The organism is Flavobacterium filum DSM 17961, assembly GCF_000425465.1.
Lineage (GTDB): Bacteria > Bacteroidota > Bacteroidia > Flavobacteriales > Flavobacteriaceae > Flavobacterium > Flavobacterium filum.
Genome location: NZ_AUDM01000005.1, coordinates 158932 through 178240, shown reverse-complemented (window position 1 = coordinate 178240; position 19309 = coordinate 158932). Strand labels below are relative to the sequence as shown.

15 protein-coding genes are annotated in these 19309 nt (G+C 34.1%); 5 read left to right on the top strand and 10 right to left on the bottom strand.

Annotated features, from left to right (window positions below; genetic code table 11):
- Nucleotides 1-28 precede the first annotated feature (28 nt).
- The 6 genes from atpD to H601_RS0103435 form a co-directional block, all read right to left on the bottom strand.
- Entirely contained in the window at nt 29-1540 is a 1512-nt protein-coding gene (gene atpD / locus H601_RS0103460) for a F0F1 ATP synthase subunit beta (protein WP_026710207.1), read from the bottom strand.
- Nucleotides 1541-1757: 217 nt separating this feature from the next.
- Nucleotides 1758-3245, bottom strand: coding sequence for an SGNH/GDSL hydrolase family protein (locus H601_RS0103455; RefSeq protein ID WP_026710206.1), 1488 nt, complete (start codon nt 3243-3245; stop codon nt 1758-1760).
- 15 nt (nt 3246-3260) lie between these two features.
- A complete protein-coding gene (locus tag H601_RS0103450) occupies nt 3261-6086 on the bottom strand; it encodes a TonB-dependent receptor domain-containing protein (protein WP_026710205.1) in 2826 nt (941 codons plus the stop codon).
- A gap of 291 nt (nt 6087-6377) precedes the next feature.
- Complete coding sequence (gene glmS, locus H601_RS0103445; RefSeq protein ID WP_026710204.1) at nt 6378-8225, bottom strand: glutamine--fructose-6-phosphate transaminase (isomerizing); 1848 nt, start codon at nt 8223-8225, stop codon at nt 6378-6380.
- 11 nt (nt 8226-8236) lie between these two features.
- Nucleotides 8237-9871, bottom strand: a complete 1635-nt coding sequence (gene bamH, locus H601_RS0103440) for a BamH family beta-barrel-assembly machinery protein (protein ID WP_026710203.1) — start codon at nt 9869-9871, stop codon at nt 8237-8239.
- Between the two features lie 15 nt (nt 9872-9886).
- Entirely contained in the window at nt 9887-10693 is an 807-nt protein-coding gene (locus H601_RS0103435) for a glycogen/starch synthase (RefSeq protein ID WP_026710202.1), read from the bottom strand.
- A 104-nt stretch (nt 10694-10797) separates the two neighbouring features.
- On the opposite strand from H601_RS0103435, the gene panC reads away from it, so the two are divergent.
- From panC to radA, 5 genes are read left to right on the top strand one after another with little or no spacing between them, the layout of a single operon-like run.
- Nucleotides 10798-11646, top strand: coding sequence for a pantoate--beta-alanine ligase (gene panC, locus H601_RS0103430; RefSeq protein WP_026710201.1), 849 nt, complete (start codon nt 10798-10800; stop codon nt 11644-11646).
- A gap of 13 nt (nt 11647-11659) precedes the next feature.
- Nucleotides 11660-12010 carry an aspartate 1-decarboxylase gene (panD, locus tag H601_RS0103425; RefSeq protein ID WP_026710200.1) on the top strand — a complete coding sequence of 117 codons (351 nt, stop codon included), beginning with the start codon at nt 11660-11662 and terminating at the stop codon, nt 12008-12010.
- 6 nt (nt 12011-12016) lie between these two features.
- On the top strand, nt 12017-12979 hold the full coding sequence (locus H601_RS0103420) for a lysylphosphatidylglycerol synthase transmembrane domain-containing protein (protein ID WP_026710199.1): 963 nt from the start codon (nt 12017-12019) through the stop codon (nt 12977-12979).
- Between the two features lie 59 nt (nt 12980-13038).
- Complete coding sequence (locus H601_RS0103415; RefSeq protein WP_026710198.1) at nt 13039-14187, top strand: alpha/beta hydrolase; 1149 nt, start codon at nt 13039-13041, stop codon at nt 14185-14187.
- Between the two features lie 3 nt (nt 14188-14190).
- On the top strand, nt 14191-15549 hold the full coding sequence (radA, locus tag H601_RS0103410; RefSeq protein ID WP_026710197.1) for a DNA repair protein RadA: 1359 nt from the start codon (nt 14191-14193) through the stop codon (nt 15547-15549).
- Between the two features lie 18 nt (nt 15550-15567).
- Here radA and H601_RS0103405 read toward each other — a convergent pair whose 3' ends face one another.
- The 4 genes from H601_RS0103405 to H601_RS0103390 all read right to left on the bottom strand — a co-directional run bounded on the left by H601_RS0103405 (nt 15568) and on the right by H601_RS0103390 (nt 19168).
- Nucleotides 15568-16029 carry a helix-turn-helix transcriptional regulator gene (locus H601_RS0103405; protein ID WP_026710196.1) on the bottom strand — a complete coding sequence of 154 codons (462 nt, stop codon included), beginning with the start codon at nt 16027-16029 and terminating at the stop codon, nt 15568-15570.
- On the bottom strand, nt 16019-16546 hold the full coding sequence (locus tag H601_RS0103400; protein WP_026710195.1) for a hypothetical protein: 528 nt from the start codon (nt 16544-16546) through the stop codon (nt 16019-16021). The genes H601_RS0103405 and H601_RS0103400 overlap by 11 nt, the downstream gene beginning before the upstream one ends.
- 70 nt (nt 16547-16616) lie before the next feature.
- On the bottom strand, nt 16617-17372 hold the full coding sequence (locus tag H601_RS0103395) for a LytR/AlgR family response regulator transcription factor (protein ID WP_026710194.1): 756 nt from the start codon (nt 17370-17372) through the stop codon (nt 16617-16619).
- The gene (locus H601_RS0103390) at nt 17369-19168 is read right to left on the bottom strand and encodes a tetratricopeptide repeat-containing sensor histidine kinase (protein WP_051220646.1); all 1800 of its coding nucleotides are present in this window, start codon (nt 19166-19168) and stop codon (nt 17369-17371) included. Before H601_RS0103390 ends, H601_RS0103395 begins: the two co-directional genes overlap by 4 nt.
- Between the last annotated feature and the right edge of the window lie 141 nt (nt 19169-19309).

The window sequence follows — 19309 nt, the reverse complement described above, 5'->3', positions numbered from 1 at the left end:
TGTACACTAACTACAAACTACTAACTGATTACGCTTCTGCTAACATTTTTTGACCGGCTTCAATCGCATCTTCGATAGTTCCTTTCAAGTTGAAAGCTGCTTCCGGAAGATGATCTAATTCTCCGTCCATAATCATGTTGAATCCTTTAATGGTATCTTTAATATCAACTAAAACTCCAGGAATACCTGTAAACTGTTCAGCTACGTGGAACGGTTGAGATAAGAAACGTTGCACACGACGAGCACGTGAAACAGCTAATTTATCATCTTCTGATAACTCTTCCATACCAAGGATGGCGATGATATCTTGTAATTGTTTATATTTTTGAAGAATTTCTTTTACTCTTTGTGCACAATTGTAATGCTCATCACCTAAGATAAGTGGAGTTAAGATACGAGAAGTAGAATCCAATGGATCCACAGCAGGATAGATCCCTAACTCAGCAATCTTACGTGATAATACGGTAGTAGCATCTAAGTGAGCAAAAGTTGTTGCAGGAGCAGGGTCAGTTAAGTCATCCGCAGGTACATAAACTGCTTGTACAGATGTAATAGAACCTTTTTTAGTTGATGTGATACGCTCTTGCATCGCACCCATTTCTGTTGCTAATGTTGGTTGGTAACCCACCGCAGATGGCATACGTCCTAAAAGAGCAGACACCTCAGAACCTGCTTGGGTAAAACGGAAGATGTTGTCAACGAAGAAAAGAACGTCTTTTCCTTGGTCTGAACCGGCACCATCACGGAAATACTCCGCAATAGACAAACCTGATAAGGCTACACGAGCACGAGCTCCCGGTGGTTCATTCATTTGTCCGAATACGAAAGTAGCTTTTGACTCTCTCATACCCAATTTATCAACTTTAGACAAATCCCAACCTCCATTTTCCATAGAGTGCATGAAATCTTCACCATATTTAATAATTCCTGACTCTAACATTTCGCGAAGTAAGTCATTCCCTTCACGTGTTCTCTCTCCTACTCCAGCGAATACAGAAAGTCCACCGTGACCTTTTGCAATATTGTTAATCAACTCCTGAATTAATACTGTTTTACCAACACCGGCACCACCAAACAATCCAATTTTACCACCTTTTGCATAAGGTTCAATCAAATCGATTACTTTAATTCCGGTAAATAAAACTTCTGTAGAAGTAGATAAATCTTCAAATTTTGGAGCCGGACGGTGAATGGAAACACCATTATCACCTGTTTTTGGCAAATCACCTAAACCGTCAATTGCATCACCAATTACATTAAAAAGTCTTCCGTAAACATCTGCACCAATTGGCATTTGGATTGGAGCTCCTGTTGCCACGACTTCTGTACCTCTGCTCAAACCATCTGTTGAATCCATCGAAATGGTTCTAACGGTATCTTCACCAATATGTGACTGAACTTCTAATACTAATTTTGAACCATCTTTTTTAACGATTTCTAATGAATCATAAATCTTAGGTAATTCGGCATTTTTAGAATCGAATATAACGTCTACAACCGGTCCGATGATTTGGGAAACTTTTCCTACTACTTTTGACATTGCTTATGTATTTATTTAATAGCTGTTTATGTTTAAAAAAAACATCCTCTTTTTTCGAGTGCAAAGATAATTTTTTAAAATATAAAATCAATAGCAAAAGGCTATTTTTTTTAGGATTTTTTGAAGCATTCGAATAACATTTTTAAATTGCTTATCAATACATCAATAAAAAAACCACCTTACTCAGGTGGTTTTATAAATAGAAAGTTTATTTTACTTAGAAATTGTCTGGATTAGCAGGATATAGAATTCTATATTTTCCAACATTTACACCTTTAAAATTAGAACCATATTTTTCATTAATTGCTTCTAAGAATTTATTTGCAATTAAAGCATATCCTCTTGGACTAGGGTGAATTCCATCTAATGAAAATGCTCCACCAGTTACATAACTTGATGTAATAGTGTAATTATTAGCTGTAATTCCACCATTAGCAACTTGATTCAAGAATGCATTAGCGTCAACAAAAGCTAGACCTTTAGAAGTTGCAATAGCTCTAATAGAGGCATTGTAAGCATCTGTAGCTGTTTTAATTTCACTGATTTCGTTTTTACACAAAACCCAATTGTCAGCTAATGGTACTGAAACTCCATTTATTTGTGCGGGATTTCCTCCTACCAAAGTACCAATGAATGTTCTAGCTGGTAAAACAATTAAATCTTCAGCGGTGGCTTGTCTAATTGAAGGAATACCAAATGCAGTTAAGTTGGTTAAATAACTGTCTGTCATAACCACCGCATTATTAGAAGATGCTGAAAATACAATTCTTCTTTTGGCAACCTCTTCAGCACTTAACAATCCATTTGATTGAGCAAATAGCAAACCATTGTTGTAGGCAGCAAAACCAGCGTTCAATTGTGCTGCACTAGTTTCATTTAAAGGCACGGGATTATAAGGAACTGTTGTAAAAAACGGAATGCTTGTTACATAAGGTAAATTTGCTACAACTCCTTTTGCTCCATTGGCAGTTAATCCTTCAACCAAAGTTGTATACACATTTCCAAACACATTTGGGTCTGTAATATCATTCGGTCCATAAGTAGCAGGATTTAAATTTCCTGTTTGGTTAGTACCAGAACCACCTGATGTTGCAAATGATAATATATCATTGTTGCCAATCCATAAAGAGAAAAATGTTGCATTTTGAGCCGTTGCATCAGCCAAAACTGTAGTGCTAGGCGAAGAAGCAAAACGAACAAAATAAGGATTAGATTGACCGGTTGCTACTCCAGCTACGTTTCCATAGCCAGGAGCTAATAAATGGTAACTCTTTGCACCGGGAATACCCATATTGTTGAATGGTCCCGATAATACTGATGAAACTTCGGTTGTTGGCACACCACTTACAGGAGCAGGGCCAGAACCATTAAAAAACAATCTTGGTCCAGAAATAACATTTCCTCCTAAAAGTAAACCTCCGGTATTATCACTCATGAATGGAATAGTAAAATCCCCTCCACCTACAAGTGCAAACTGATCTGCTAAAATAGCAGGATAAGAATTTTTTTGTCCTTCGATAAACAGTGCATTATCGCTAAACCCAGCAGTAAGGGAATTTCCAAGTGCAATATATTTGGAGAAATCAGCAGAACCAGCTGTTAACGGCAAACCATCAGCAGTATCATACTTGATAACTTCATCATCTTCACTACATGCCATTACGGTTAAAGCAACCAATAATAGCCATTTATTATTTTTAATCATAGTTATATATTTTTATTATTGATTGATTGTTAATCCAACAAAAAATTGTTGCCCTACAGCACCTGCTCCTAATACTTGAATATATTCATTACCTCCTAAGTTAGTTGCACCTACCTTGATAACCGATTTTAAACTTGGAATAGCATAATTGATTTGAGCATCAACTACTGTCATTTCTTTGATCATACCATCCACAAAAGTAGATTGCCACAAATATTCACTACTCCATCTTGCACTTACATTGAAACCAAAGTTTTTGAATAATTTATCATTACTAATAGAACCTTTTACACGGTGTTTTGGTGTGTTAAATCCAGCTTCAAAACTTGGGTCTTTTGCTTGATCAAAATCAAATTCTGCAAAATTATAATTGGCTGAAAACTCAAAATCTTTGTAGAATTTTGTTGAAATTCCAGCACCAAAACCTAAAGATTTGATTTCTATATCTGTGTTGGTGTATAATTGATACGTTCTAAAATCTCTATTTGCGAGAGCATTTGCTGAAGTATTAAGAGAAATATTAGGATTTGTCTCTGCAACACCATAATAAGGTGTAATAACATTTATATTTCCAATGAAATCGTTATAAATATTGTAATATCCATTAATATCAATTGAAACTCCTTTAAATGAACCTCTATAACCTAATTCGAATGCTTTTACAAATTCTGGTTTAACTAAATTAACGTCTGCTCTTACAAGATTAGTTGCAGCATTTGCTAAGCCAGAGGGTGGTCCTGATCTGTAGATAGCGTCAAACAATTTAAATGATTCTTCTGTGAAAGAATTATAATAAGCATCAAATCCATTCAAAGTAACAGTATTTGATCCTAACTGACTTTGTCCGAATGCAGAAATTTCACCACTACCATTAATGTTGTTTCCACGAACTTCACTAAATCTAGATAAATTATCAGAAGCAGAACCAATTAACACTCTACTTCCTATATCAAATCCAATGTATTGGTCTTGTGTGGTAGGATTTCTAAAACCTGTTTGGAATGACCCTCTGAATATATGGTTTTTTTGTTCATCTACAGAATAAACCAATGAAACTCTTGGTGAAAAATTACCATCAAAATTTTGAGCTTTATCATATCGAATTGAAGCCACCAACTTTAAATTTTCCAAAATATTTTTTTGAGCTTGAGTATATAATCCATACTCATTATAACTTATAGGTCCTACATTATCTGTATAAATTCTTCCAAATGAATTTAAGTCATATAATCTATATGAACCCCCTACTTGAATTTCAGCAAATTTTACTACATCTCTAAAATTATAGTTAGCATCAGAATGATAAATTCTTGAATTATCAACCAATTTAGAGCCTGTTAAAACATTAGGATCGGAAATAACTTGATTAAATGCGTCTTTGAACTCTTGGGTACCAGGAAGAAACCTTCCGGTGTCCGCAACATTTCTAGCCGCAGCATGTGCTTGTTCTGGAGTTGCACCATTCAAGGTTGACTGAACATAGGCTCCACCATATTGTGCAAACCAATCAGCATCGGATTTCCATTTTCTGTTGATATTTAATGCAGTAAATGTCATGTCATATGAATTTCCACCATCCTCTGTTGTGAAATAACCACGAACAAAAAAGTTTTTGCCTTTAAATTCTAATTTATGTTGCTGCATAAAAAAGCCATTTAAGTAATATCTACTTGCACCTTGATATACAGTATTTCCAAAACCAAATTTTGATTGCCAAATAATCTCAAGATTTTCATTTCCAAAAGGTCTGTAATGAAGTGAAAAATCTACTTTAGAATTTTGTACTTTGTTGTCCGTTAAATCTGTTTCATTATATCCTGTTCTTGAAATATCAATGTTTGGCAAAATAGTATACCCAGGAGACCCAAATGCTTGTCTTGATTTTAAGTTAATAGCTGCTTCATCTCCATAAACGTTTATACCATTATAGCTAGGGTCAGTTCTGTCTGTTCCTTGAAATCCAATATCTCTATAATCTGTTGCATACCAGTCCGTTCCATTCATAAAAGTGAAGTTAGCTTTTGCAGCAAAATGTGGGGTAAACGCTTTTGCTACTCTTACTCCATAATCATAGTATAAATTATTTCCGGCTGCTTGTTGGCTTGTTTGTCCAACTTTAGCATAAGCACTTACTCCTTGATGAGTAAAAGGACTTTTACTAGTCATAAATAAAATACCATTAAAAGCATTTGCTCCATAAAGAGCAGATGATGCACCAGGCAATAATTCTACACTGGCAACATCAATTTCAGAAACACCAATTAAGTTGCCTAAAACAAAGTTTAACAACGGAGAGGAATTGTCCATCCCATCAACCAATTGCATAAAACGAGTGTTAGCTACTGTAGCAAAACCTCTGGTATTGATTGATTTAAAAGACATACTACTAGTGTTCATGTGTACCTCTTTTAAATTTTCCAATCCGTCATAGAAAGAAACCGATGCCGACTTTTTAATGTCTCTTACACTCATTCTTTCAATGGTTACAGGAGATTCCCTCACTCTTTCAGGAGCTCTGGAGGCCGAAACTACAATTTCGTCTAATCGAGTTTCTTCTTCCGCTAAAACTGCACTAATTTTTTGGTTTTTTGTTTTTACTTCTACTGTTTGAGTAGCAAAACCAATAGAAGAAATTTCTACTGAAAAAGGTGGGTTTTTTTGTGTGGTAAGGGAAAAGTTACCATCAAAGTCAGTCACTGTTCCGATGGCTTCACCAACAATTTTGATGTTTGCCCCCGGAATCGGTTGGTTTGACTTGTCAACAACTGTCCCTGTAATTGTTGTTTGAGCAAATGAAATGCTACAAAAAAACAAAGTCAAAATAAAGTAATACACTTTCATAAAGTTAGAGTTTTGTTAGTTTACGATACCAAAATACAACTATTTTTGAAATTAATAAAAAAAGTGAAATAAATTATGCTTTTTAGCAGTTAAATAATCAGATTTTTGCACAATTCTCAATTCAAATTCGTTAGCATTTTTTGTGTTTTAATCAATAAAAGTAAATTTTAGTATGCGTTCATACTATTTTTTAATTATAATTTAAAATTTTAGCATTTTATTTAACAAAAAAGGAAAAATGAAAAAAGCAGACAAAATGCCTGCTTTTTTTAATGATTATAAATGTAAAATTTATTCTACTGTAACCGATTTGGCTAAATTTCGAGGTTGATCAACATTACATCCTCTCATTACCGCAATGTGATAGGATAACAATTGCAGCGGAATGGTAGTTAATAAGGGTGATAATGCATCAGAAGTTTCAGGAATTTCGATTACATGATCTGCTAAATCTCTTACTTGCGTATCGCCTTTTGTTACAACTGCGATGATTTTTCCGCTTCTTGATTTAATTTCTTGAATGTTACTTACTACTTTATCGTAATGACCCATTTTTGGTGCGATAACCACAACCGGCATGGATTCATCTATTAACGCAATTGGCCCGTGTTTCATTTCAGCAGCAGGATATCCTTCTGCATGGATATACGAAATCTCTTTAAGTTTTAAAGCTCCTTCAAGTGCAACCGGGAAGTTGTAACCTCTACCTAAATATAAACAATTTGGTGAATCTTTGTAAATATTTGCAATCTTTTTTGCTATTTCATTGGTTTCTAAAGCTTCTTCAACTTTTTCAGGAATCATTTCCAATTCTAATAAATAACGATGGAAATCAGAATTAGACATCGTACCTTTTGCTTTAGCTAAACGCAATGCGATTAAGGTTAAAACCGTTATTTGAGTGGTAAACGCTTTTGTTGAAGCTACACCAATTTCTGGGCCAGCGTGAGTATAAGCTCCTGCATCGGTTTCTCTTGAAATAGAAGATCCAACAACATTACAAACACCAAAAACAAACGCTCCGTTTTCTTTAGCCAATTTTATGGCTGCTAATGTATCTGCTGTTTCTCCTGATTGAGAAATAGCCACAACAACATCTTTTTTATTGATAATAGGATTACGGTATCTGAATTCAGAAGCGTATTCTACCTCAACCGGAATACGAGCAAACTCTTCAAATATATATTCCGCTACTAAACCAGCATGCCAAGAGGTTCCACAAGCAACAATGATAATTCTTTCTGCATTTAAGAATTTCTCTAAATTATCTTCTACTCCTGCCATTTGGATGATTCCTTTGTTGGCAAGTAATCTACCTCTATAAGTATCTTTAATTACATTTGGTTGCTCATAAATCTCTTTCATCATAAAGTGGTCATAACCACCTTTTTCAATTTGCTCAAGATTCATTTTTAATTCTTGAACATACGGATCAACCAAAGAATCATCTTTAATTTTTCTAACTTTTATTGGCTTGTGTAAACGAACGATAGCCATTTCTTCATCTTCTAGATAAATGGCATTAGAAGTATATTCAATGAATGGTGAAGCATCGGATGCAACAAAAAACTCACCATCACCAATACCTATTGCTAATGGACTTCCTAATCGAGCAACGATAATTTCATCTGGTTTATTTTTGTCGAAAACAGCTATTGCATAAGCCCCAACAACTTGGTTTAATGCAATCTGCACAGCCTTTCCTAATTTAATATTCTCTTTTTTCTGAACGTCTTCAATTAAATTAATCAATACTTCCGTATCTGTATCCGAATGAAAAACATATCCACGTTTGATTAATTCTTTCTTTAAAGGTTCATAATTCTCAATAATTCCATTGTGAATAATGGCTAAATTACCGGAATTAGATAAGTGAGGATGCGAATTCACATCATTTGGCACACCATGAGTAGCCCAACGCGTATGACCCATTCCGATTGAACCAAAGAAATTATTATCTTTTTGAGAAACCTCTTCCAGGTCGGTTACTTTTCCTTTTGTTTTAGAAACTTTAAGTTCCTTTCCATCATGAAGCATGATTCCTGCACTATCATAGCCTCTATATTCTAATCGTTTAAGACCTTTGATTACAATTGAATAAGCGTCTCTTTTACCGATATATCCAACAATTCCACACATAATTTATTTATTTAGTCAGGTTTGGTGTAATAAATTTCTAATTTTAATCTTTTGTCCAAAGGTACAGAACTTTTGCTTCCATACAACACTGTTCCTAAAGGACTTAATACCGATGCCAATGGAACTTCTTTCAAACCAGAGGCAGAAGGATTCTTTAAACTATTATTAGACACTACAGAAATTGCTTCCGTAACTACTAATCCTAATCGAACATTAGTTGAATCTTTTCTAAGTAGATTTGAAATATGATTGGTCAATCTTATTTTATAATACACTCCTTTATCATCTTCTTTTACAATGATTCCACTGTGAATTCTTTTAGCAAATTTCACTTTTGAACTCGAAGTTTGATCTCGAACATAATCTAAAATTGGTCGCTTATTATTAATATCGTACAAATAAATACGCTGTGGCTCTTTATTTTCCCCCATTGCATCTCTATCAATTCTAAAAGTTAAATTTGCTTCATTAATTAGCCATCCTTTAGAACGATAATTTTCTAATTCAGCCGATTCCCCATCTTCGTCTCTACCAAACAAATCAATAATTGCCATTGAACCTGCACCTCCATTAATAAACAAACGTTCATCACCAAGCGTTGGCGAAGCATTTTGCAAGGCGTTTTGGTATTCAGTCGTTCTATTTTGTGTTACTAAACTCGCAGAATATCCCCCAAGCGTTAAATCAAGAGTTTTATTCGTTCTTATAACCGTAGAAGTATTTCCTGTAATCTTTTCAAAATCCTCTTTATATTTAATCGTAATTTTTCCTCCTCTGAAATTAATCATTGCTAAACTACTTCCATTGGGATCTTCGGCAGAAGGCTCAACTTTAAAATACAAACCTCTAAAATAGTCATTAAAGACATTCGCATTACTTAATTTACCATCTAAGTAACCACCTATTATTTTCTTTTGAAAATATTCTTTATTCAAGGTAAAATACATTCCAGGAACCAATTTTTTTGTAGTTTCAGTTCCTTCATCATCGGTAGATGTTTCTGTAATTTGAGTATTATTGAAATAGAATGCATCGTTTTCACTTGTGGTAGTACTATTGTTTAATCGTTCTCCACCTGCAACAGAGGTCCCATCTGCAGCAGCACCTCTTTTGAAAATTTCAAAATCATTTCCTTGATTGGAATAGTATTTTTGAGCTTGTGTAAAATTGTTGGACGGATCTAAATCTCTCAAAAAATAACCATTTTCAAAAACACTCAGCTTTAATTTAGAAGTGCCATAAAGAGAATCTAAAGTATATTGTGTAACACCATCTGTTGTTGTTCCTGCAGTTGAAAAATAAGGAATATATAATACAACTTCAGTTATTTCAGGGTCTTCATTAATAATTTTGAACGAAGGAGTAGATGACGGCAAAACCAACTGCGTCACAAAATTAGCCGTTTGCGTTCCAAAAGTAGAATTTCGATAAATTCCTAATGGATTAATGGTTAAATTATCAGTTTGAACAATTGGTAAATCCTCATTATAAGCAACTACAGTAGCGTCTCTATCTGGAGTGCCAAAAACAAAATGATTATCATCGATGATATCCACCCCAATAGTATTGAAATCTTTATCACAAGAAAACAAAGTAAACCCTAAAAAGGCCAATACAACCGGTTGAATTAATTTTTTTGTAAACATTGAATTAAAATAAATTTATAAAACGCTATTTTTATAGAAATTAGTGTACTGCTCCGCAAACCCTTCTTTCGGCACGAAAGGTAAAAAAGGTTTGTTGGAAGATTCTATAAATTTTGTTAAACTTGGAGACAAGTTTTCTGAAGCTATAATAACTGCATCTGAATGGATTACAGCCGTTTTGACAATATTTTCATAATTTGGCTGAGCCAACTCTGCCACAGCATCATGAGGAATTTCATCAAATTTTACTTTATTGATTAATTCCATGTCTAAATTACCTTCAAATGATTGAGCGTAAACCGAAGTAACCACTTTTGTGTTCGAAAAAAGTGCTTCATTTTTATAAAAATGTTTCATGTAAACCGGCAATAATGAAGCCATCCAACCATGAACATGAATAATATCCGGTACCCAATTTAATTTTTTTACCGTTTCAACAACTCCTTTCGCAAAGAAAATCGCACGTTCATCATTATCGGCATATAGCTTTCCGTCTTCGTCTGTAAAAGTTGCTTTACGTTTAAAATATTCATCATTATCAATAAAATAAACTTGAATTCGTTCTTTTGGAATAGAAGCTACTTTAATAATTAAAGGCATATCTAAATCATTCACCACCAAGTTCATTCCAGATAACCTGATCACTTCATGTAATTGATGTCTTCTTTCGTTGATGTTTCCGTATCTTGGCATGAAAATTCTTATTTGTCCACCTTGATCATTGATCATTTTTGGCACATCATAAGACATCATGGAAACTTCATTTTCAGCTAAATAAGGCACTACCTCAGATGATACATACAATATCCTCTTATCCTCCATATGTTTTTCTTTGTCGTTTAGATTTTTAAACATGCAAAATTACAAAAATTTATGCAGATATTTAAGTAAAATAGTAAGTTTGCAACTCAACCAATAAAATTTGTATGCTCATATTCAATAAACAATCTGAACTCAAAGAGCATTTGATGCCTTTTTTGACTTCAAAAAACACAATTGGGTTTGTGCCTACAATGGGTGCTTTACATAAAGGTCATCTTTCTTTATTAGAAAAATCATTACAAGAAAACGAACATACTATAATCAGTATTTTTGTGAATCCCACCCAATTTAACAACCCGGAAGATTTAAAAAAATACCCCCGAACATTAAAATGCGATGTTGAAAAAATTGCAGAACTAAGTAAAAAAATCATTGTTTTTGCTCCGAGTGTAGATGACATTTATGAAGGGAACACCGTTTCTCAACATTTTAGTTATGATGGTTTAGAGCATCAGATGGAAGGCAAACACCGTCCTGGTCATTTTGATGGAGTGGGTACAATTGTAAAACGGTTATTTGAAATTGTTCAGCCCACAAATGCTTATTTTGGCGAAAAAGACTTTCAGCAATTGCAAATCGTAAAGAAATTAGTTCAAAAATATCATATCCCTGTCAACATCATTGGATGCCCGATTCATCGTGAACCTAACGGATTAGCGATGAGTTCAAGAAATGAACGATTATCCGAAACCGAAAAAACAGAAGCTGCTTTGATATATAAAACTTTATTGGAAGCAAAAGCAAAATTTCATCAACATTCGATAAAAAACATCTCGGAATATGTTAAAAAAACATTTGAAAAGCACAACCTATTTTCATTAGAATATTTTGAAATTGCCAATGAAAACTCCCTAAAACCAAGCATTCGAAAATCAAAAGGCAAAAAATACCGAGCTTTTATTGCCGTTTTTGTTAACAACATTCGTTTAATTGATACTATTTCATTAAATTAATTACCTTTGCCCCATGCAAATTCAAGTTGTTAAATCCAAGATTCACCGCGTAAAGGTGACTGGAGCAGATTTAAATTACATCGGAAGTATTACCATTGACGAAGCCTTAATGGATGCTTCAAACTTAGTGGAAGGCGAAAAAGTTTCTATCGTAAACATCAACAATGGTGAACGTTTAGAAACTTACGTAATTAAAGGTAACCGCAATAGTGGCGAAATTACGTTAAACGGTCCTGCTGCACGAAAAGTACAAAAAGGCGATATCATCATCATTATTGCTTACGGAATTTTAGACATGGAAGAAGCAAAAACCTTCAAACCGGCATTGGTTTTTCCTAACGAAAATGATAATTCGCTCACTTAATTCCCATTGAAACAAAAAATCGGAAAATGGCTGTCCATCCTCCTTCCTATTTTACTGGGATTGGCGTTGGTTATTTATACTTATCAAAAATTCACCCCTGAACAACTGGAAGAAATCAAGCAACAATTTAAAAATGCTGATTATTTCTATATTTACATTTCACTTATAATAAGTGCAATAGCATTATGGTCTAGAGGTTATCGATGGAAATATACCTTGGCTCATCTTGGCTATCATCCAAAAATTTCCACGAACGTAATGGCGGTTTGCATTGGTTATTTTGTCAACATGTCTATTCCTCGTTCTGGCGAAGTTTCCCGTGCGTTACTGCTTAAAAAATACGAAGACGTTCCGTTTGATAAAGCCTTTGGCACCATCATTGCCGAAAGAGTTGTGGATACTTTTTTCTTATTATCGTTTATTGCCTTAGCCTTTTTTCTGGAATTTGATGTATTGAAAACCTTTGTTTTAGATAAAATTCCTTTTCAAAAATTAATGTTGCTTTTAGGTGTAGGAGCTTTCCTTTTTATTAGTGTAATCTTGTTGTTCCGTTATTCTAAACTTCGAATTATTCTTTTGATTAAACAAAAAATTTCCGGTTTAGTAGAAGGTGTCACAAGCATTTGGCAAATGGAGAAAAAATGGGCCTTCCTCTTTCATTCTTTACTGATTTGGGCAAGTTACTTTTTTATGTTCTATATTACTATTTTTGCTTTACCTGAAACCAGTAATTTGAGTTTAAGCACCGTTGTAATTTCTTTTATTGTTGGTGGACTTGCCATAACCTTAACCAATTCCGGTTTTGGAGCCTATCCGTTTTTGATGGCAGAAATTCTTTTACTTTACAACGTTCCTGAAACTGCCGGCACAGCATTTGGTTGGCTGGTTTGGACATCACAAACGCTAATGGTGGTTATTTTAGGCACACTTTCATTTTTATTGTTACCCGTTTTCAACAAAAACAAATAATTTACTATCTTGCTTTCGAAAAATAATTAGTCTTAAACTAATTTCCAAAACTAACCAAAATGAAAGCAATACAATTACTGATAGTATTATTATGCTCTTTTTCAATTTACGCTCAAAAAACAATTGATCAATTTTCTTCACGAAAACTTGGTGTTGACAGAGAAATATATGTGAGCCTGCCTCCTTCTTACGAAAAAGATACTAAAAGAAGTTATCCGCTATTATTGGTTTTAGATGCCGAATATTTATTTGACCCTTTTTTAGGGGCTCTAAAGTACGGTAACTATTGGGATGATTTACCGGAAGTGATCGTAATTGGCGTTTGTCAAAACAAAAATGAAGAACGCTATGATGATTCAAGAGTAGATGAGGAAACCGGATTGCCGATTGAAACCGGTGCGAATTTCTATGATTTTATCGGAACAGAATTAGTACCTTATCTTTTAAAAACCTATCGTATTGCCCCTTTTAAAATGATTGCAGGCCACGATACCACAGCCGGATTTTTAAACTTGTTTTTATATAAAGACACTCCTCTTTTTGACGCATACATCTCGTTGAGTCCGGAATTTGGTTTAGATATGGAAACCAGAATACCGGATCGTTTGGCTACTTTTCAAACTCCAATTTATTACTATCAATCCACTTCTAACGGCGATTTGAAAAAAATTCAAAAGAAAGTGAAAGAAATGGATGAAAAAATGAAAACCGTTCAAAACGATAAAATCAATTATAAGTTTGATGAATTTATTGGAGCTTCGCACTATTCATTGGTTTTACATTCTATTCCGAATGCTTTATATCAATTTTTTGCGGTTTATCAGCCCATTACCACGAATGAATTCAACGAAAAAATTGTGAAATTAGAATACGGTTATGTTGAATACTTAAAAGAAAAATACAACACATTAGAAAAAACCTTAAATATTCAAATGCCTATTCGGTTGAATGATTTTAAAGCAATAGAAGCGGCTATTGTTAAAAATAAAATATATAATGAATTTGACGAATTAGCCATTTTAGCTGAAAAACATTACGGAAAATCAATGTTGGCTGATTTTTATATGGCTCAGATGTATGAACGCAAAGAAGATTACAAAAGAGCTCAGAAAAAATACTTGAGTGCTTTTCAAAAAGAACCAATTGGTGAACTAACCAAAGACATGATGTATGAAAAATCAGAAGAAATGAAAAAATTGATGAATTAATGTATGTCAAAAATTAAAACTTCTTTCTTTTGTCAAAATTGTGGGACGCAATATTCGAAGTGGCAAGGTCAATGTAACGCTTGCAAAGAATGGAATACTATTGTGGAAGAAGTCATTCAAAAAGAAGACAAAACCAGCTGGAAACCGACTTCTGAAGTAAAAAAAGCCCCTAAACCACTTCGAATTAAAGATATTGATTCAACTCAAGAAATTCGACTTGACACTTCCGATGGCGAATTAAATCGTGTGCTTGGTGGCGGATTAGTTCCAGGCTCTTTGACCCTTTTAGGCGGCGAACCCGGCATTGGAAAAAGTACGCTTTTGCTGCAAATTGCGTTAAAATTACCTTATAAAACCTTATACGTTTCAGGCGAAGAAAGCCAGAAACAAATAAAAATGCGTGCCGAACGAATTGAAAACAGATTTGAAAACTGTTTTATTCTTACGGAAACCAAAACGCAAAACATTTTCAAACAAATTCAAGAAATGGAACCGGAGATTGTCATCATCGATTCCATTCAAACCTTGCATACCGATTATATAGAATCGACTGCTGGAAGTATTTCGCAAATTCGCGAATGTACCGCAGAACTCATCAAATTTGCGAAAGAAACGAATGTTCCTGTGCTTTTGATTGGTCACATTACAAAAGACGGAACGATTGCCGGACCCAAAATTCTAGAACACATGGTGGATACCGTTTTGCAATTTGAAGGCGATCGAAACCATGTGTACCGAATCCTACGTTCGCTTAAAAACCGTTTTGGTTCAACGGCAGAAATTGGCATTTATGAAATGCAAGGTTCCGGTTTGAGAGAAGTGGCTAATCCATCGGAAATTTTGATTTCTCATAAAGACGAAGAACTTTCCGGGACGGCAATCGCTTCTACTTTAGAAGGAATGCGACCGTTGATGATTGAAATTCAAGCCTTAGTTAGCACCGCAGTTTATGGCACTCCGCAACGCAGCACGACGGGTTATAATGCCAAACGGCTCAATATGATTTTGGCGGTTTTAGAAAAACGAGCCGGTTTTCGTTTAGGAGCAAAAGACGTTTTTTTAAATGTGACAGGCGGAATTTCTGTGGATGACCCGGCGATTGATTTAGCAGTTGTTGCCGCTATTTTATCCTCCAACGAAGATATTCCGGTGGGTAAAGATTTTTGCTTTGCGGGTGAAGTAGGTTTAGCTGGAGAAATTCGGCCCGTGAACCGAGTAGAACAACGTATTTTGGAAGCCGAAAAATTAGGTTTTTCGACGATTTTTGTTTCGAAATACAATAAAATATCATTGAAAGAAACATTGATTCAAGTGAAATTGGTAGCGAAGATTGAGGATGTGGTTGGGGAATTGTTTGGGTAGATTTAAATCAATGTTTACCTATTGAATTTCCATTAAATTCCTATAATCATACTTTTTATAATTCTCAATATTTTCCTTCTTAAGTTCTCTTAATTCATTTTTAATTTGAACGCGATACCATTGCTCTGGTTTGGTATGAGAAAATGTACTTAGCTTTAAAACCACTTTGGCATTCAATTTTCTTTCTCCGGAAAGATATTTATGAAGATTGCTATCTTTCATTTCAAAATAATCTGCCAATTCTTTTTTTGTGATTTTCAATTCCTTTAAATACATTTTCACAAAATCAAGAATTCGTAACACTTGATCATCTGTGTCGTTTTGAATATAATCTTCCAATTTGTATTGTATAGAAAGCAATTTATTCTTTAAAATTCTTTCTTTAGACTGTTTGGCAGAATGAGAGGAAATAAATTCTTTTAAACCACTTCTCTTTTCTTCATTCCAGATGGCTTCAGGCTTAATTTCTTTATTTTTCATAATCTATTTTCAAAAATTCATTTATCAATTTTTCACCTCCGTTTGGCGGAATAACCATTGTAGTTTCTGTAAATTTTAAAGCGTTATATTTTTTTGAATACAAAGCCATGAGCTTAATTTCATCCTCTTTATTTTCTTCAAAAACATCAAATGCTAACCATCCTCTGTAAATATCATTTCCATCTATAAAACTTAAACGGCAAGCAAATGCAATCAAACAACCAGCTACATTCTCAAACTTTTTTAACTCTCCCCTATTGCGTGGTGCAACTTCTACAAACGCCATATAAGGCTCAACTCTATTCTTCATTTCAAAAATCAAACAACCTTCTACTATTGTTGGCGTATCTTCACAAACTAAAATATACGTTTTAAATCCAACTTCTTTAGCATGCTTTTTAAAATTGAATCGCCAACCATCTACAATTGAAGGAAGATTAATTTTTACATTTTTTGAATATACTATCGCTGCATCGATAGGTAAATTATCTTCAACTCTAAGAATTTTTATTTTCATTTGGCTTATAAATCGAAATACAAATATATAGAAAAATTATACAAATTGTATAATTTAAAAATATGTTTTTTTATTTAAACCTCCTCAAAAACCCCTCCTTATAACCCACCGAAATCTCAATCTCCGTTTCATCAAAAAGAGTGACATAACCACCTAATGATTTGTGGTACGATTTCACAAAATTTAAATTGATGATGTGTGATTTATGCACTCTCATAAACGGAAAATCCAATAATTCATCAAAATGTTTTAAAAAACGACAGACCATTTTCTTAGTTCCATCGGCTAAATGAATATCAGTAAAGTTGCCATTGCCTCGCAAACGGACAATTTCTTCCATTTTTACGACTTCAAAACCTTCTAAAGTCGGTAAAATGACTTGTTGCTTCTCGATTTTGGGTTCGCGAAAGTTTTGTACGATGATTTGATTTCGGTTAAACAATTCCTGCTTCATCAATTGTTGTTGCACTTTGTTGACGGCCAAAATCAACTCTTCAATACTGATGGGTTTCAACAAATAATACGCCGCACTTTGATTCAACGCTTTCAACGAATATTCGGAAAAAGCAGTGACAAAAATCGTTTCAAAATGCAAATCTTTGCAGCCTTCCAACACATCAAACGCATTGCCAAAAGGCATTTCTACATCTAAAAAAACCAATTGCGGTTGCAGTTCGTGCAACAATGGAATAGCTTCCCGACTGTTTTGTGCTTCGCCAATAATCTCGATTTGCGGACAATATTTTGCCACATAATTTTTCAACGCTTCGCGAGCCGCCAATTCATCTTCGACAATGACACTTTTTATTTTTTGAAAATCGTTCATGCTACTTTAGTGGTTTTAGAAAAATAAAGTGTGACCAAGGTTCCGTTTCCATCCGTTCCCGAAGAAATGGAATACGAAATCTGTTGATGATACAAATCGTTCAGCAAATTAATCCGTTCTTCCACATTGTTCAAGCCTCTGGATTCGTGCACTTTTTGGTTTTGAGTTTTCAATTCTTTACTTTTTTCAACGCCAATGCCGTCATCTTCAATCAAAACTTTGATTAACTGATTTTCTTCTGCAAAAGTCACTTTTAGTTTTCCTATTGTTTCTCGGTAACGTAAACCGTGCCAAATGGCGTTTTCCAAATGCGGCTGAATCAACATATTTGGAACCAAAATCGCATCCGAATCCAACTTTTCATCTATTGCAATTTCATACTCAAATTTGTCCTGAAATCGCAAATGTTCCAAATCCAAATACTTCTTAATCTGCTCTAATTCATTGGTTAACGAAATAAAATCTTTGTTCGAGGTTTCCATCATATTTCGCATCAAATTGGAATACGAAGTCAAATATTTATTGGCTTCCAACTCATTATTTTGAGCAATAAATTGGTTCACACTATTCAAACTATTAAAAATAAAATGCGGATTCATTTCTCTTCGCAACGATTGCAACGCAATTTTTTTGTTCTTGGTTTTGATGGAAAACAACGCTTTTGCAATCAATCCCAACAAAATCAACATCAAAATCACAGAACCAATCAACACATAATTGAATTTATTTTTCTTCGTAATCAACTCATCTTTCAACGCACGTTCTTTCTCCAACTGCTTAATTTTTTCTTCCGTAACTTGAAAAATCTTTGCATCCACCAACGAACTGTCCGCTTGAATCATTCGATCAAAATCATTCAGAAATTTATCATACAACTCAATCGCTTTTGCTTGATTTCCTTTTTCTCGATAATAATCTGAAAGAGCCAGCATCGCTTTCTTTGCATCAAAAGTGCGTCCGTTTTTTAAAGCCAAATTATACGTTTCTTCCAACAAAACAATTGCATCGTCTTGGTTTTCATTTTTAAAATACAAATCGGCCAACGTTTGCTGTTGTTCAATTTGTTGCGAAACACTTCCGATTTTTTCCGCTTCCGAAATGGTGTTTTTGGTAATTTCAATCGCTTTATCCAAGTTGTTTTCCGAAGCATAGACTTTTGAAATCTCACTTTTTAATTTCAACACTTCTTCCGGTTTATCTTTCGAAACAGCAATGGCTTTTTCATAATTTTCAATCGCCATTTCTTTTTTATCCGATTTTAAATCAACTACCGCTTTTTGTTTATACACTTCGGCAGCTTCTTCCTTTTTACCATCTTTCTCCAAAATTTTGATGTTGGAATCCAAATATTCGGCTTGTGCTTTCGGACTTGTGTTTTGCAATCGACTCGCATCATTTGAATTTACCCTCGAATAACCAACATTTACGGCCTCTTCACTTGCTGATTGATAATTCTTAATAGCATCATCAACTTTGTTCTGCTTCTCTTGCATTTGAGCAATCGAACGTGTTGTACTCGCTATTTTATCTTTATTTTTTTGTTTTTGATAAATCGGCAATGCTCTTTTCAGATAGTCTTCCGCTTTAGCGTAATCACCTTTTTTATCTAACTCATTCGCCAGTTCTACATATTTATCTGCCGTGCTCTCAGGATTACTTTTAGACAATGTTTGCTCCACTTCCTTGGCTTTTTTGTTCACAGAAGATTTGCTCACTTTGGTTTTGATGCTGTCTTGAGCCATCATTACCAAAGGAAAAAACATCGCCAGTAGTACTATTTTAAATCGGATAACCATCTCATTTATATTATAGTGTAAAGTACGAAAATTAATTTGGGTTTAAAAAACGATTTCACCAAGTCAGAAATGGTTTTCACCAAGTCGCTCAAAGTTGGGTTGTTCATCTTGGTAATTTTATCAAAAATATTAATCAAAAAC